Source organism: uncultured Butyricimonas sp., assembly GCF_959596855.1.
GTDB lineage: Bacteria > Bacteroidota > Bacteroidia > Bacteroidales > Marinifilaceae > Butyricimonas > Butyricimonas muris.
The window spans coordinates 179,898-195,646 of record NZ_CAUFYA010000001.1; the positions used below are offsets into that span (position 1 = coordinate 179,898).

General features: G+C 45.7%; 12 protein-coding genes and 1 pseudogene. 12 read left to right on the forward strand and 1 reads right to left on the reverse strand.

The window, feature by feature from the left end:
- Positions 1-12: 12 nt before the first annotated feature.
- The 7 genes and pseudogenes from Q5866_RS00650 (at position 13) to Q5866_RS00680 (ending at position 8,940) form a co-directional block, all read left to right on the forward strand.
- Positions 13-915: an HlyD family secretion protein gene (locus Q5866_RS00650; RefSeq protein WP_292265049.1), complete on the forward strand. Its 903-nt coding sequence runs from the start codon at positions 13-15 to the stop codon at positions 913-915.
- Between the two features lie 7 nt (positions 916-922).
- Positions 923-1,858 carry an ABC transporter ATP-binding protein gene (locus tag Q5866_RS00655; protein WP_292265046.1) on the forward strand — a complete coding sequence of 312 codons (936 nt, stop codon included), beginning with the start codon at positions 923-925 and terminating at the stop codon, positions 1,856-1,858.
- A pseudogene (locus Q5866_RS00660) lies at positions 1,851-2,582 on the forward strand (ABC transporter ATP-binding protein); the annotation flags it as partial. The gene Q5866_RS00655 and the pseudogene Q5866_RS00660, both read left to right, overlap by 8 nt.
- 1 nt (position 2,583) lies before the next feature.
- Complete coding sequence (locus Q5866_RS00665) at positions 2,584-3,708, forward strand: ABC transporter permease (protein ID WP_099291359.1); 1,125 nt, start codon at positions 2,584-2,586, stop codon at positions 3,706-3,708.
- Positions 3,705-5,138 (forward strand): ABC transporter permease, encoded by a 1,434-nt coding sequence (locus Q5866_RS00670; RefSeq protein WP_292265043.1) that lies wholly within the window; start codon positions 3,705-3,707, stop codon positions 5,136-5,138. The genes Q5866_RS00665 and Q5866_RS00670 overlap by 4 nt, the downstream gene beginning before the upstream one ends.
- Positions 5,139-5,166: 28 nt before the next feature.
- Positions 5,167-7,833, forward strand: a complete 2,667-nt coding sequence (locus Q5866_RS00675; RefSeq protein ID WP_292265040.1) for a zinc-dependent metalloprotease — start codon at positions 5,167-5,169, stop codon at positions 7,831-7,833.
- Between the two features lie 6 nt (positions 7,834-7,839).
- A complete protein-coding gene (locus tag Q5866_RS00680; RefSeq protein ID WP_292265039.1) occupies positions 7,840-8,940 on the forward strand; it encodes a thioredoxin family protein in 1,101 nt (366 codons plus the stop codon).
- A 52-nt stretch (positions 8,941-8,992) separates the two neighbouring features.
- Here the strand turns inward: Q5866_RS00680 and Q5866_RS00685 are convergent, their stop codons facing one another.
- On the reverse strand, positions 8,993-10,099 hold the full coding sequence (locus Q5866_RS00685) for a bifunctional 3-deoxy-7-phosphoheptulonate synthase/chorismate mutase type II (RefSeq protein WP_186974900.1): 1,107 nt from the start codon (positions 10,097-10,099) through the stop codon (positions 8,993-8,995).
- A gap of 601 nt (positions 10,100-10,700) precedes the next feature.
- Here Q5866_RS00685 and polA point away from each other — a divergent pair.
- The 5 genes from polA to yidD all read left to right on the forward strand — a co-directional run bounded on the left by polA (position 10,701) and on the right by yidD (position 15,747).
- Positions 10,701-13,400 carry a DNA polymerase I gene (gene polA / locus Q5866_RS00690; protein WP_186975006.1) on the forward strand — a complete coding sequence of 900 codons (2,700 nt, stop codon included), beginning with the start codon at positions 10,701-10,703 and terminating at the stop codon, positions 13,398-13,400.
- Positions 13,401-13,413: 13 nt separating this feature from the next.
- A complete protein-coding gene (locus Q5866_RS00695; RefSeq protein WP_186974899.1) occupies positions 13,414-14,187 on the forward strand; it encodes a DUF4271 domain-containing protein in 774 nt (257 codons plus the stop codon).
- Positions 14,188-14,223: 36 nt separating this feature from the next.
- Positions 14,224-14,988: a uroporphyrinogen-III synthase gene (locus Q5866_RS00700; protein ID WP_186974898.1), complete on the forward strand. Its 765-nt coding sequence runs from the start codon at positions 14,224-14,226 to the stop codon at positions 14,986-14,988.
- Between the two features lie 152 nt (positions 14,989-15,140).
- Complete coding sequence (gene rnpA / locus Q5866_RS00705) at positions 15,141-15,566, forward strand: ribonuclease P protein component (protein ID WP_186974897.1); 426 nt, start codon at positions 15,141-15,143, stop codon at positions 15,564-15,566.
- The gene (gene yidD, locus Q5866_RS00710) at positions 15,526-15,747 is read left to right on the forward strand and encodes a membrane protein insertion efficiency factor YidD (RefSeq protein WP_099291350.1); all 222 of its coding nucleotides are present in this window, start codon (positions 15,526-15,528) and stop codon (positions 15,745-15,747) included. The genes rnpA and yidD overlap by 41 nt, the downstream gene beginning before the upstream one ends.
- The last annotated feature ends 2 nt before the right edge of the window (positions 15,748-15,749 follow it).

Below are 15,749 nucleotides of genomic sequence, written 5' to 3' on the forward strand. Positions count from 1 at the left end.
ATGTTTTTGGAGATGAAGAATACGATATTGGGTTTAGTAATTTTGGCTTGTCTGGGAGTTGGTTGCAAAGATAAAATGGAAGAGCGGGATGCATCGGGAATGTTTGAAACGAGAGAGGTAATCGTGTCGTCGGAAATGAGTGGAAGAGTGGAGCGATTGGAGGTAATGGAAGGGGATTACATAGAGGCGGGCAAGGTGGTCGGTTTGATAGACACGATGCAGTTGCATTGGTTGAAGGTACAGGCACAACAGGCGGTGAAGGCGGTGGACGAACGAATCCCGAATTTGGATAAGGTATTGGAGGTGTATCGTTTGAAGGTGGAGAAAGGGGAGAAAGAGTTGAAAAGGGTGGAGCGTTTGCTGGAAGGCAAGGCGGCTACACGGAAACAGTATGATGACGTGAAAGCGATGGTGGACGAGGGGCGTTCGGCTTTGGTGGGACAAACACATCAGGCGGAGGTGATGATAGCAGGGGCAAAGGCGGAAAGTGCGACAATAGCCCTGAAAGTAGATCAAGTAAACGATCAGATCCGGCGTTGCATGATTGTAAACCCTATCGAGGGGACTGTACTGGCGAAGTACACGGAAGAGAAAGAATTGGCAGCCCCGGTAAAGGCTCTGTATAAAATCGGGGATTTGAAAAACATGACGCTTCAGGTTTACTTGGAAGGCGGGCGTATAGGCGGATTAAAAGTCGGCGATCCGGTACGGGTATTTGCCAAATTGGGTGGCGGAGAAGAACGGGAATACCGGGGAAAAATATCTTGGATAGCCTCGGAAGCCGAGTTTGTTCCCAAAACGGTACAGACACAGGATGAACGGGATAATCTGGTATACGCCGTGAAAATCCATGTAGAGAACGACGGTTTCCTGCGGGTAGGGATGTATGCCGACGTGAAGTTTAACACGCTATAAATAAATTATGATTGTAGCGGAGAATATCAGTATGAAGTACCGGCAGGTATTGAAAGAGATCGTCGCCCTGAAGGAGATTTCTCTGGAGGTGAAGAAGGGGGAAGTGTTCGGCTTGATCGGACCTGACGGGGCGGGCAAGAGTACGCTGTTCCGGATATTGACGACGCTTCTTTTGCCTACCGGGGGGCGGGCTTCCGTGGGAGGATTCGACGTGATCGGCCAGTACCGGGAGGTGCGGAATATCGTGGGGTATATGCCGGGGAAGTTTTCCCTGTACCAAGACCTGTCGGTGGAGGAGAACCTGCGTTTTTTTGCCAGCGTGTTCGACACGACGTTACAGGCAAATTATGACCAGATAAAAGATATATACGAGCAACTGGCTCCTTTTAAAAACCGGAAAGCGGGAGCTTTGTCCGGAGGGATGAAGCAAAAATTGGGGCTATGCTGTGCCTTGATCCATAAACCGAAGGTATTGTTTTTGGACGAGCCGACGACGGGAGTCGACCCGATATCTCGGAAAGAATTCTGGGACGTGTTGAAGCGGCTGAGTGAGGACGGGATATCTGTACTGGTGTCGACGCCTTACATGGATGAAGCCCGGTTGTGTGACCGTATCGGTTTGATTTTCCACGGGGGTATGTTGGCGGTGGATACGCCGGACCGGTTGATCCGGAAACACGATAAAAAACTGGTCGCATTCCGGGCACGGGATATGTACCGGTTATTGCGGGACATCCGGGAAGAACCGGGGGTTTATTCCTGTTTCACGTTCGGGGATTCGCTTCACACCACGTTCAAGGAGAACGATTATCCCGTGGAACGGTTTGCGGCTTCCTTGAGAGGTGCGGGGCATACCGGGGTGGAATGGAACGAGATAGAGGCGGGTATAGAAGATTATTTTATGATGTTAACAAACGATATTAGCGATGGAACGGGTTATTGAAGTAGAGCGGCTGGCGAAGAAATTCGGGAGTTTCACGGCGGTGGACCATATCAGTTTTCACGTGGAGCGGGGGGAGATATTCGGGTTCCTCGGGGCGAATGGCGCGGGCAAGACCACTGCCATGCGGATGTTATGCGGGTTGAGCAAACCGACTTTCGGGACGGGACGGGTGGTGGGATTCGATATTGCCCGGGAGTCGGAAAAGATAAAGAGCAGAATCGGCTACATGAGCCAGAAATTCTCGTTATACGAGAGTTTGACGGTGCGGGAGAATATACGCTTGTACGGGGGGATTTACGGGATGCAACGTTCGGAGATTCGGGATAAAATGGATAAGGTGCTGGGGAATCTCGGTCTTTTGAAAGAACGGAACACGCTGGTACGTTTGCTGCCGCAAGGGGTAAAGCAACGTCTGGCGTTTTCGGTGGCGGCATTCCACGAGCCCCAGATCGTGTTTTTGGACGAACCCACCGGTGGGGTGGACCCCGCCGTGCGCCGGATGTTTTGGGAATTAATCTATCAGGCGGCAGCGGACGGGATTACCGTGTTTGTTACCACCCACTACATGGACGAGGCGGAGTATTGTGACCGGGTGTCGATCATGGTGGACGGGCGTATCGAGGCATTGGGTACTCCTGCTGTATTGAAGCAACAACATGGTGTTCCGGGGATGCAGGAGGTTTTTTATTTGTTGGCACGGAGGGCTCAAAGAAAGGACGGATGAGATGAAGATAAAGACATTTATAGATCAGTTTTTCGCTTTCACGCGCAAGGAGTTTTATCATATTCTTCGGGATCGGAAGACTCTATTGGTATTGGTGGTTTTGCCGATCTCGCAGTTATTGATTTTCGGTTTCGCGTTGAATAGCAGTTTGACGGAAATGCCCACGGCTGTGTTGGATATGTCGAATGACGCGATGAGCAGGCAGATCGTGGCGGAGATTGACGCGAGTTCCACGTTTAAAGTGGTAGAACATGTGCGTTCAATGGATGAGGTGGATGAACTGTTCAAGGGGGGACGCTTATCCCAAGTGTTCGTCTTTATGCCCGGTTTCGAGAAAGAGATCAAGCGGACGGGAGTGGGGAATATGCAGGTAATTATGGACGCGAGTTTACAGATCAATGCATCCACGTTGGAATCCTATATATTGGCAACATTATTGAGCTATCAACAGAAAATCAATGCCGGAAGGGAATTGCCGATACAGATTATTCCGGAAGTAAAGATGCGGTACAATCCCCGGTTGGACAGTGCTTTTCATTTCGTGCCGGGAGTGATCGGAATCGTGTTGATGCTGGTATGCTCGATGATGGCTTCTCTCGCTATCGTGAAGGAGAAAGAATCGGGTACGATGGAGGTGTTGCTGGTGTCGCCGGTGCGCCCGCCCGTGATTATTCTGGCAAAGCTGGTACCGTACCTGTTGGTCGGGATGATTAACATCGTGGTGATCCTGTTGATTTCGGTCACTATATTGAAAGTCCCGATAACGGGAAATATCTTCTTACTGTTTTTTGTCGGGACTATTTTTACCCTGTCTTCGTTGGCATTGGGGATTATGGTGTCGGTGTTGACAAAGACACAGCGGAGTGCCATTATCATTTCTATCGCGGGATTGATGCTTCCGGCTATCACGTTATCCGGGTTTATCTTCCCGTTGGATTCATTGTCTTTGGGGATGAAAGCGATAGTGCACATGATGCCGGTGACCTTGTTTATCTCGGCAGCGAGAAATATCATGATCAAAGGATTGGGGATGGATGCCGTTTACCCGGAATTGTTCGGGTTGGTGGCGATCACGGTGGTTTTGATTGTTATTAGTATCAAATGTTTTAAAAATCGGTTGTCATGAGGATGCTGGGATTTTTGTTACAGAAGGAGTTTATCCAGATATTCAGGGATAAAACGATATTGCTGATTCTGTTTCTGATCACGTCGATTCTGTTGTTTATTCTTCCCCCGGCAGCGAAGGTAAGGACATCCACGATCTCTTTGAGCGTGGTGGATCATGACCGCACGAGTACCTCTGCCAATTTTTTGCGGAAGTTGACGAGTTCGAACCAATTTCGGATAGGGGCTTACGCGGACACCTACGAGGAGGGATTGAAAGTGCTGGAGAAGAATAAGACCTCGGGGATATTGGAGATACCGAAAGGTTTCGAGAAAAATGTCATGGAACGTACAAAAGCCCCGATTATGCTGGAAATAGATGCCGTGAACGGCGTGACGGCAGGGCTTTCTTCATTTTATTTTTTGCAGATACTGGAGCGGTATATATGGGAGTACGTGGACGGGTTCGGTTTTCAGCCGGGTTTTCGGATGGAGTCACAGGAAGAGATCATGGCTCGGGTGGAAGCGGAAGCGCAAGCCGAAATGACGAAACGGGCTAAAGCGGAAGTCGCGTCACAGGCTCGATTGGCACAAGCGCAACAAATGATGCTGGCACGAGCGGAAGCGGAAACCCGTTTGCAGGAAGGGGTTGAAATGCCGCGAGCGAACCAATCCCCGGAAGCCCGCGTGACGGCAAAGATGAATGAATGGGAGAAAGGAGAAGAAATCACGGTACCCGGATTGATGATTGACGCGGGGGGCGCGGATGTGAATATTCCGCTTATCGAGAAACCGACGGAGTCGGGATTCGAACAGATCAATATGGTCGTGAATCATCGTTATAATCCGGACGGGGAGTCCAGTCTATACCAGATACCTTCACTTTTAGCTATTCTGGTGTGTATTATCGGGGCAGTGTTGTCGGCATTGAATATCGTGACGGAAAAGGAGAACGGCACCATAGAGCAGATGAACGTGAGCCCGGTGAAACGGAGTGCCTTTATCTTCTCGAAGATTATTCCCTCGTGGGTAATCGGGATGGCGATTCTTACGCTTGGATTGATTATCGTGTGGGCGTTGTACGGGATTGTGCCCCAGAGTAGTTACTGGAGCATTTACTTGGTTTCGTTCCTTTTTCTCGTGTCAATGGTCGGGTTTGGCGTGTTGATCTCCACGGCTTGTCGGAATCAACAGCAGGCAATGTTACTTTGTTTCTTCTTTTTGTTGATTATCTGTTTGTTGTGCGGGATGTGGACGCCGATTGACAGTATGCCGGGATGGGCTAGGGTGATAGCGGATATTAACCCGTTGCGCTATTACATCGAGGTCATGCGTCTGTTTTTCGCCTACGGCAGCGAGTTAAGGCATGTATTACCCCAGATTGGCGCTTTGTGCGTTTTTATTGTCGTGTTTAATGGTTGGGCGATTTGGAACTTCCGGAAAGCCAGATAGATATTTGTAATGTTTAAATATTGTATGTATGAAAAAGAGTATTGTATTTTTATTGGTGTCTTTGCTTTTGTTCTCTTTTTGTGAAGTGACGTCGGGTGCCGGACAATCGAAAAATGAGAAGAAGAAAAAAAAGGGCAAGGTTGAAGCGGTATCGACAAAAAAAACGCCGGATAAGCCTAAGGCAAAGCCGGTAAGCAAGTATGATAAATTGTTCAAAACCAAGGGGCATGTTGCCACGAAGGGAGGTTTCATGACCTTGCATAAAGTGGACGATAAATTGTACATGGAGATTCCGTTGAAATACATGGGGCGCGAGATGTTGTTAGGGTCCACGGCATCGGAATCCAGTAACCCGATGTTCTGCACGAACGGTTTCAAGACCAACACACCCCGGCATATTAAATTTACCTTTGAAAAAGATACTACCGTGTACATGCGCAGTGTCAACGCGGCGTTGGATTTACAGGTAGATAAGGAGCGCGGGGAATTGTTGAAGCAAAGGAATTTTATAGACCCGATGCTGAAAGCCTACAAGGTGGAGGCATTCAATAAAGACCGTTCCGCCGTGGTGATCAACGTGACTTCCTTGTTCACGGGCAACGAGTCGGATTTATCGCCGGTAAATGAAGGCGGGGGACAAATTACGATTAGCGCGTCGCCTTTAAAGGAGGGAACAAAATTGGATGAGATAAAAGCATTCGAGGATAACGTTATGGTCTCCACGTGGTATGCTTATAACGTGACGGTAAAGAGAGGGCGTTCCACTTTGGTAAGTAATGCTCCGTTGTCGGTAAAAGCTACCCGCTCGTTGTTATTGTTACCGGAAAAGAGAATGCGTCCGAGATACCCGGATTTCAGGTTAGGTATTTTCCAAACAGGAAAACATTGTATCACGGAAGCCGAGGACCAATTACTCAATTATTCTCTCGTGAATCGTTGGAGATTAGAACCCAAGGACCCGGAGGCTTACAAAAAAGGTAAATTGGTAGAACCCGTGAAACCGATAGTGTGGTACGTTGATGACGCTTTTCCCGAGTCGTGGAAAGAACCGATCAAGAAAGCCGTTTTGCGCTGGAATCAGGCCTTCGAGAAAATTGGCTTTAAAAATGTAATGCAAGTACATGATTTCCCGAAAAATGACCCGAATTTTGATCCCGACAACTTGAAATATTCTTGCATACGGTATATTCCCTCGAACACGCAGAATGCCATGGGACCCTCTTGGGTTGATCCGGTGACGGGTGAAATTATGACCGCTTCGGTGATTATTTACAACGATATAGTTAAGTTGATTAATCATTGGCGTTTTGTTCAAACGGCACAAGTGGATCCTCGCGTGCGAGCTAAAAAGATGCCGAAGGACGTGATGGACGAGTCAATTACTTACGTGGTGGCTCACGAAATCGGACACACGCTGGGATTGATGCACAACATGGGTGCTTCCAGTACTTACCCGGTGGATTCTTTGCGCTCGGCAAGTTTCACTCGAAAATATGGAACTACGCCTTCTATTATGGATTACGCCCGGTTTAATTACGTGGCTCAGCCCGGGGACAAAGGGGTAAAATTGACTCCGCCGGATTTAGGTCCGTACGACGAATTTGCCATTAAATGGTTGTACACGTATTTCCCCGGGGCAAAAAATTCGAAGGAAGAATTTAAAATACTGGAAGGTTGGGTAGACGAGAAAGTCGGGGATCCGATTTACCGTTTCCGCAAACAACAGGTGGCTTTCCGCGTAGATCCTTCGGCATTGGAGGAAGATTTGGGTGACGATCCGATGAAAGCGGGTGAATACGGGATTAAGAATCTGAAATATATTATGAACCATTTGAACGAATGGATCAAGGATGACCCGGAAGCTACTCACCGGAGAGCGTTGTACCAGAATATTGCCAACCAGTATGCCCGTTACTTGATGAACGTGGTTTATAATGTCGGTGGCATTTATTTGACGGACGTGAAAGACGGAACTTCCGGGAAACGGGTAGAGCCGGTTAGCCGCGAGAAACAACAGGCTTCTTTGAAATGGGTATTGAAGCAATTGAATGATTGCGATTGGTTGGATAACAAAGAGGTGACGGAAAAATTCGGCTTGGATGTGGCAACTTCTGCACGCCTTCAAAATATGGCAGTCATGGCGTTGTTCAACGCGAGCCGGAATGTCGTGTTGTCATCGCATATCTCTAAAAACCTGTACACGTTGCAAGCCTATTTCGATGATTTGTACAACGGGGTATGGGAGAGTGCGATTTCTAACCGGGAAGTGACTCAAGCCGATAAGATTATGCAAAATGGCATGTTGGCCTTCATGAAACAATTGTTGAAACCGTCACCCGGTCTGGCAGGACTTTTAGGAGGGATCACGAGTGAGGCGGGAACTCCTTCTTTAGACGAAATGAAATTGTACGGGTTGGATGAAATGATGGTGGTGGAATCGGGACAAGAATCTGCTTACGACGAGAAAGATCGTGAAATACTGAACAGCTTCGGTTTAGGATACGGCTACGGTTGGCAACGTCCGGTGAACACCTCTCTTATCGATGAAACTGTAGCCAACTGTTGTGGAATCGGTTTGAAATTGAGAACCTTATTAATGAGCAGAGCGATGGATGCCCCGGATCAGGCTTCCAAGCAGCACTATCAAGCCATGTTATTTATGTTGATGCAAATGACAGAAGGTATAAAAATCTAGTATAATATGAAGAGGATCATAATGTTGTTATTTGTCGTGATGTCGTTGGGCATCACGGCAAATGCCCAAGAAGGGGTTAAGTTCGAGGAACTAACGTTTAAAGAAGCGTTGGCTAAGGCAAAAGCGGAGAATAAACTCGTGTTTATGGATTGCTACACCTCGTGGTGTGCTCCATGCAAGAGAATGTTGAACACGGTTTTTGTGACGAAGGAAGCGGGAGATTTTTTTAATCCCCGGTTCGTGAGCGTGAAATATGATATGGAAAAAGGAGAAGGGATTGAATTGGCAAAACAATTTAACGTGAAGAGTTTCCCGACATTTTTTATATTCCGTCCCGATGGCAGTATTCAACACAAGATAGGCGGGGCAGGCTCGTTGAAATCTTTTATCGTTTGGGTAGAAAGAGGTTTGAACGAAGAAACCTCTTTTGATTACTTGAATAAGCAGTACGACAAGGGTGCGATCACGAAAGATCAGTTATTGACTTACTATTGGGTACTTATTTGTGCCGGGGAACAGGCAAAAGCGAACACGATTCTGGAAGAATTGAAAAAGCAAGTTGTCGATAGCGACAAGTTGAAAGCCGACTATTGGTTTTTGATAGAAGGGACGTCCTATGGCTCTGCCGATTTTAATTTTATTTTGAACAACTTCTCCAAATTGAAAGAGAGTGTGGGATTGGAAAAATTGGACAAATATTTGGCAGAAAATTACAATAAGACTATAAATGAGGCCATTCAAAAGAAAACGGTAAAGGATGAGAATGGCATGAAGAAATTATTCAGTCAAATTTCTAAAGAATGGGCTTCTTGCAGTTGGACTCCGGACAAGAGATTGCAGAATAAATTGAAATTATTGGAGGCTTGTGCCGCTCAAGATTCAAAGCGCATTATTTCTTGTATGGACTCCGGCTTGAATAAGCAGGAAAACACGAAATGGAACTTCGATTTGTGGGTGATTTTGTCTGCCTTGGATTTCGTTAACGTGAGTGGGGAGAAAGTGGATAACGCGAAGGTATTGGCTTTGGAAACGAGGATTAACGGGTATTTCGCTTCTTCCGAGAGCATGAAAAAAAGACTTGAACCATACTTTGAAAAATTCAGATAATCTCAGAAAGGCTTCTTCTGATCAATTTGTTATGTGAACGAGAGTTAGGTGTTTAGGCACCTAGCTCTTTTTTATTCATGATATCCGTTTGTCGGTCGATAGAAGCTTGGTGAATGGCTTTGAACACCCGTTCCACGAGTTCCACGGGGAGATTATTTTCACGTGCTTCTTCCGTGACGCGGGAGAGAATGCTTTCCCAGCGGTCGGGTTGGAGAATGGTGATGTTGTTTTCCTTTTTGTAAAGACCGATTTCCTCGATAATTTTCATGCGATTCGTGAGGGCTTCCATGATGGAAGAGTCAAGGGTATCTATTTTTTCCCGGAGTTCCTCGATGATTAAATGATTGGCAGAGTTGTTCGGGTGTGCTTCCCGGATAACCAGATGCTCTAGAATTTCCTTTAATTGCACCGGGGTAATTTGTTGTGCTGCATCACTTAGTGCGCAATCCGGATGAACGTGCGATTCCACGATCAGACCATCGAAACCGAGATCCATGGCTTTTTGAGATATCTCTTGAATGTATTCCCGGTGCCCGCCGATGTGACTGGGATCACAAAAGAGGGGCAATTGTTTAACGCGTCGCTTTAACTCGATAGGGATTTGCCACTGTGGTGTATTGCGATAGCGAGCGCTATTGTAGGAAGAAAAGCCGCGGTGTATGGCTCCCATTTTTTTGATCCCGCGCAAATAAAGGCGTTCAAAAGCCCCAATCCAAAGTTCTATATCCGGGTTGACGGGATTTTTGACGAAAACGGGAATATCCACACCTCGAAGAGCTTCGGCAATCTCTTGAACGGCAAATGGATTAGCGGTCGAGCGTGCCCCTATCCAAAGCATATCTATGTCGTGTTTCAAAGCGGCCTCGACATGGTGGGCGTTGGCAACTTCGGTGGATATCTTCAACCCTAAAGTTTTTTGGATATGCTGTAACCAAGGTAATCCTTTCATTCCGATTCCCTCGAAACAATTCGGGCGGGTACGCGGTTTCCATATGCCGGCACGCAGGACTTCTATCCCGTTGTTTTTCAATAGGGTTGCTGTTTCAAAAAGTTGTTCTTCACTTTCCGCACTACAAGGTCCGGCAATGACTAGCGGACGCTGTAATCGCGTGAACAAATTCCATTCCGGACAAGGTTGTATATCCAATTGATAGGTCATTTAATCTTTTCTTTCTTTGTTTGCGAGTTCAAAGATATTCTTTTCTTTTAAAAGAGGAACGTGATTTCGGATTTTAGACATGGCAACCACATCAAAATAGAATTGAAGGAAAAATTACCTCCTTTTTTCTCTTGAATTTAGGATAAGATAAGTTAAATAATATATAAATATAAGGTATCTACTTTATACTTGATTTATATCAACTCCTATTCATCTCCCATTCATCTCCTATTCAACTCCTATTTCAAAGGTAAAATAATAGTATTTTAATTGAAATTGAATAAAATTTGATAATATAAAAGTACATGGTATATTCATTATTTGTTATAGTAAAATAACTGAATATACCGAAACCTCATCTCGAGAAAGGGAGGATAACAGCAAAAAATATTTTGACACGATTGTCATGGATTTTGGATGAAAGACTCCACGACAGTCGGAACTATCATGGAGTGTGCGTTTGTAGGGAGGGCTGTAGACTTTGATATTACGCGTTTCGCGTTACGCGAAACGCGTAATTTTGATGTCTTTTTTTCAAAGTAGCTATCCGTGTAAAAGAAAAAGGCTAACTTTGTAAGAAATAATTTGAAAAGGAAAGATGATGACTAACGAGGAGAAAAAATTATACTTGCTGGATGCTTTTGCACTGATTTACCGTTCGTATTACGCGTTTATAAACAATCCCCGGATTACTACCACGGGAATAAATACATCGGCTACTTTCGGTTTTTTTAATTTTTTGCTGGAAATTCTGGAGTTGGAGAAGCCGACACATCTGGCTGTTGTTTTTGATCCGGAGGGACCGACATTCCGTCACGAGATGTTCCCGCAGTATAAGGCACAGCGTCCGCCCATGCCGGAGGACCTGAAAAAGTCTATTCCTTATATCAAAAAAATTATCGAGGGGTTGGGGATAGCTTGTGTCACCGTGGACGGATTCGAGGCGGATGACGTGGTGGGAACTTTGGCAAAACGAGGGGAAAAGGAGGGTTTTCAAGTGTATATGATCACGCCGGATAAGGATTATGCGCAGTTGGTGAGCGAGAAAGTTTTCATGTATAAACCGGGAAGATCGGGGAATAAATCGGAAGTGTGGGGTATCCCGGAGGTGCTTGACCATTTCGGGATAGAGCGGGTGGAACAGGTGATAGATATCCTTGGTTTGATGGGAGATACTGCCGATAACGTGCCGGGATGTGCCGGTATAGGACCGAAGAGCGCGGCGACCTTGATTTATAAATACGGGAGTATCGAGGGGGTGTACCGGCATATCGAGGAATTGAAAGGAAAACAGAAAGAGAGTCTGTTGTGTTGTCAAAATACCGTGTTTCTGTCGAAAGAACTGGTGACGATCAACACGGAAGTGCCGACAGACGTGAATGTTGCAGATTTATTCTTGGGCGAGATAAAAGACGATGTTTTAAAACCGATTTTCAATGAATTGGAATTATTCTCTCTGGCGAAGCGAGTTTTCGCGATAGAGCATGAGGAGAAATTAGTCGATACGATACATCCCGAGGAGGTGGAATACCGGGAATTGACGACGAAAGAGGAACGGGAAGAGTTATTGCAGACATTGAAAGAAGCCCCGGAATTTGTGTTGAACGCGATCTTCGGGGACGGGACAATTTATAATTCTTACCCGGATTACCTGTGTTTTTCCACGGCATCGAATAGTGCCTGTTATTTCCGGCTTCCGTCCGGGAAAGCGGAGGCGGAATGGGTGATACGGTCGCTCTCCCCGGTTTTTGAAGATGAAGGGAAGATTTTGATTTCCAATGACGTGAAAGACGATATTATTTGGTTGAGAAGGGTAGGGATCGAGGTGAAGAACCGGATTTTCGATATCAAGATAGCGCATTACGTGTTGCAGCCGGACAGTTCGCACGAGTTGGAGCGGGTGGCTTTGGAGTTATTGAATTATCGTTTGATTAAAGGTGATAATACCGAGAACCCGCAATTGTCTTTATTCCCGGAAGAAGGAAGCAAAAAAGACAAGGATTACGCGGAGAGAACGGATATTCTTTTCCGCTTGAAGAGTAAGTTGGAGGAGGCTTTGAAGGATGTCGGGCTCTACAAATTGTTTGAAGAGTTGGAGATGCCGCTTGTCGGGGTGTTGGCGGATATGGAGTACGAGGGTGTGTCTATCGACAAAGGTGCATTAAAAGAATTGTCGGAAGAATTGAAAGAGAAAATCGCGGAGTCTGAAAAGATTATATACGAGATAGCGGGGGAGGAATTTAATATCAGTTCACCCAAACAACTCGGGGAGGTATTGTTTGACCGGATGAATATAGACCCCGGGAATAAAAAGACAAAAACGGGGCAGTACAGTACTTCCGAGCAAGTGCTCTCGAAATTGGAAGAGGCTCATCCTATCGTGGGGCATATTTTGAATTACAGGGGATTGAAAAAGTTACTGACGACTTATGCCGAGGCTCTGCCTACATACATAGACCCGGGAACCGGAAAAATCCACACGCATTTTAATCAGGCAGAGGCTGCCACGGGACGATTGAGCAGCTTGAACCCGAATTTGCAGAATATCCCGATCCGGACGGAAGAGGGACGGAATATCCGGAAAGCGTTCATCACGGGTGATCCCGATTATGGCTTTTTCTCTGCCGATTATTCGCAGGTTGAATTAAGGTTAATGGCTCACTTGAGCGGGGCTCCCGGGTTGATTGATGCTTTCCTGAACGGGGAGGATATTCACGCGGAAACGGCGTCTAAAATATATCATGTACCCTTGAACGAGGTGACTCCCGAGATGAGACGGAGGGCTAAAACGGCGAACTTCGGGATTATTTACGGTATCTCGGCATGGGGATTGGCAGAACGGTTGAAAATCTCCCGAAAAGAGGGAAAAGAATTGATTGACGGGTATTTTAATTTGTACCCGGGGGTGAAACGTTACATGGAGGAATCCGTGGAAAAAGCCCGCAAGCAAGGGTACGTGGAAACGATCATGGGGCGTCGCCGTTACTTGAGGGATATTAATTCCAGAAATGCCGTGGTACGCGGAGTAGCGGAGAGGAATGCCGTGAATGCCCCGATACAGGGGTCCGCGGCTGATATTATCAAGAAAGCTATGATTTGTATTCATCAGAAAATCAAAGAGCGGGGGTTGCGTTCCAAGATGATATTGCAGGTACATGACGAGTTGAATTTTAAATGCCACCACGAGGAGATCGAGGAGTTGAAGCAATTGGTTATAGATTGCATGGAGCACGTGGTGAGTCTGGCGGTTCCCTTGACCGTGGGCACCGGGTACGGGAAAAGTTGGTACGAGGCACACTAAATGATGGTTGAATATGTTAGAACAAGTCGCGGATAGTGTGGTGCGGGATTCGAGCGTGTTTCCGGCTTTTTTATTGGAAGAATCGGTTTCCCGGATGCCGGCACCACCGATGGATACCTTGACGAATTACATCGGGTTGGTGGATGCAACCCCGCTGGAAGGATGGGATTTTCATCTTACCACTGGGATTTTAACATACATGGTAGTTTTTCTTGTTCTTGTCGCTTTACTTCGTTTACAGGGACGAGGATTTTTGTTGGCGGTATATTTCTATTTCTTCAGCAGGAAAAGGGATGTGGCGTTGATATCAGAGGGTACCCGTCAGAATTATTCCTTTGTACTTTTATCTATTTGCCTGTCTTTCTCGTCTTTGGCAATGTTGATTGCTTTTATGACGAGTGAGCCTTTCGTTTTTTCGAATGCGTTGTTTTATTTTCTGATCATATTCGGGTATTATATCGTGTTGCTGGGAACGGTGCGTCTTCTGGGCTGGACGTTTAACAGTCGGCATTGTGCTTCGGATATTATACTGAATTTGCGAGTTAGCGGTATCGTGTTGGGATTGTCTGTTTCACCTTTGGTCTTGGCTTTGTTTTTCGTGAAATCTTCTGCTGTAACAACCCTGTTTCACGTGATATTCGCCTTGTTTGTCATCCTCTTGATTTTTAGATTTATAAGATTGATTAAAATATTATATGGTTACAAAGTTTCAATTTTGTATATGATTTTGTACCTTTGTGGGCTCGAAATTGTGCCGATGCTTGTGTTATACAAGCTGTTGGTGTAATCGAGAAAGTTTGGTTAAATTTAAAAACAGAAAGTCTTGAAAATTAAGAAGATATTAGTTTCGCAGCCCAAGCCGACAACTGACAAGTCTCCGTATTTTGATCTGGCTGAAGAACTCGGTTTGAAATTAGAATTCAAGTCATTTATAAAGGTTGAAGGCGTAACAGCAAAGGAATTCCGACAAGAAAGAATTAATATATTGGATTTTACCGGAATCGTTTTCACGAGTCGTACTGCTATTGACCACTTCTTCAGAATTTGTACGGAAATGCGGGTAACTGTTCCCGATACAATGAAATATTTCTGTATTTCAGAGGCGATAGCGTTTTATTTGCAGAAGTATATCGTGTACCGTAAACGGAAGATTTTCTACGGGGATAAGAAAGTGGAGGATATGACGAAAATCTTGTTAAAGCATAAAACCGAGAATTTCCTTGTTCCGGTTTCTGATGTTCACAAGGAGAATATTCCCGCTTTAATGGACGAGTTAAAGCTGAAATACACGAAAGTCGTGTTTTACAGGACGGTAGCTAATGAAGTGGCAAATGATATCCCGGACTTGAAGGAGTTTGATATTATCGCTTTCTACACGCCTGCCGGAATCAAGTCTTTATTCCAGAATTATCCTGATTTTGAACAGGGTCAAACGATTATCGCGGCCTTTGGAGAGGCGACAGCCGAGGCTGCCACTGAATCCGGGTTAAGGCTGGATATAAAAGCCCCGACGGAGAAAGCTCCCTCGATGACGATGGCTTTGGAACAGTTTATTAAGGCTTACAACAAAGAAAATAAATCAAAATAGGAGGGTGTGTCAAACATACCCTCTCGTCTATAAGGTCCATAACGTCCGTAAGGTCATAAGGTCAAATCACGTCTATTATTTCATAATCATATCCACCGACTTTATAAACTTTATGAACCTTATAAACCGGGGTGTTTTACACCCCTTATCACATGGAAGAAACGATCAAATACACGTTTAGCAAAGAGGAACGCTTGTGTCACAAGGCAGGTTTCGAGGCATTGTTAGCCTCGGGACAAAGTTTCGTGAGTTATCCTTTGCGCGTTGTATACCGTTTCTACGCGAGGGATGAGAAAGATGCCCCGGCACGCGTGGCAATCAGTGTTTCGAAGAAACGTTTCAAACGGGCGGTAAAACGTAATCGGGTAAAACGTTTGGTGCGTGAGGGGTATAGATTGAACAAACAAACATTGTATTCCGCTATCCCGGAAGGTAAAACAATCGACATCTTGTTTATATATTTGCAGGATGATATCTTTGAATTTCATAAAATAGAAAAAGCAATCACCGGTGCTATTAAAAAAATTCTGGTCTATATTGAAAAAGATAATGGTAGGAATATTGCTGATTCCGATTAAGTTCTATCAGCTTTGTATCTCACCATGGACGCCCCCGAGCTGTCGTTATACCCCGACTTGTTCGCAATATGCAGTGGAGGCGTTACGCAAGCACGGACCAATAAAAGGATTGTATCTGGCAATAAAACGGATATGTTCCTGTCACCCTTGGGGTGGTTCCGGTTACGATCCGGTGCCTTAAAA

Excerpts from the sequence above, each read along its gene's own strand:
- polA (WP_186975006.1), top strand. The coding sequence starts at position 10,701 with ATGACTAACGAGGAGAAAAAATTATACTTGCTGGATGCTTTTGCACTG.
- Q5866_RS00655 (WP_292265046.1), top strand. The coding sequence starts at position 923 with ATGATTGTAGCGGAGAATATCAGTATGAAGTACCGGCAGGTATTGAAA.
- Q5866_RS00675 (WP_292265040.1), top strand. The coding sequence starts at position 5,167 with ATGAAAAAGAGTATTGTATTTTTATTGGTGTCTTTGCTTTTGTTCTCT.
- Q5866_RS00695 (WP_186974899.1), top strand. The coding sequence starts at position 13,414 with ATGTTAGAACAAGTCGCGGATAGTGTGGTGCGGGATTCGAGCGTGTTT.
- Q5866_RS00685 (WP_186974900.1), bottom strand. The coding sequence starts at position 10,099 with ATGACCTATCAATTGGATATACAACCTTGTCCGGAATGGAATTTGTTC.
- Q5866_RS00670 (WP_292265043.1), top strand. The coding sequence starts at position 3,705 with ATGAGGATGCTGGGATTTTTGTTACAGAAGGAGTTTATCCAGATATTC.
- rnpA (WP_186974897.1), top strand. The coding sequence starts at position 15,141 with ATGGAAGAAACGATCAAATACACGTTTAGCAAAGAGGAACGCTTGTGT.
- Q5866_RS00665 (WP_099291359.1), top strand. The coding sequence starts at position 2,584 with ATGAAGATAAAGACATTTATAGATCAGTTTTTCGCTTTCACGCGCAAG.
- Q5866_RS00650 (WP_292265049.1), top strand. The coding sequence starts at position 13 with ATGAAGAATACGATATTGGGTTTAGTAATTTTGGCTTGTCTGGGAGTT.
- Q5866_RS00680 (WP_292265039.1), top strand. The coding sequence starts at position 7,840 with ATGAAGAGGATCATAATGTTGTTATTTGTCGTGATGTCGTTGGGCATC.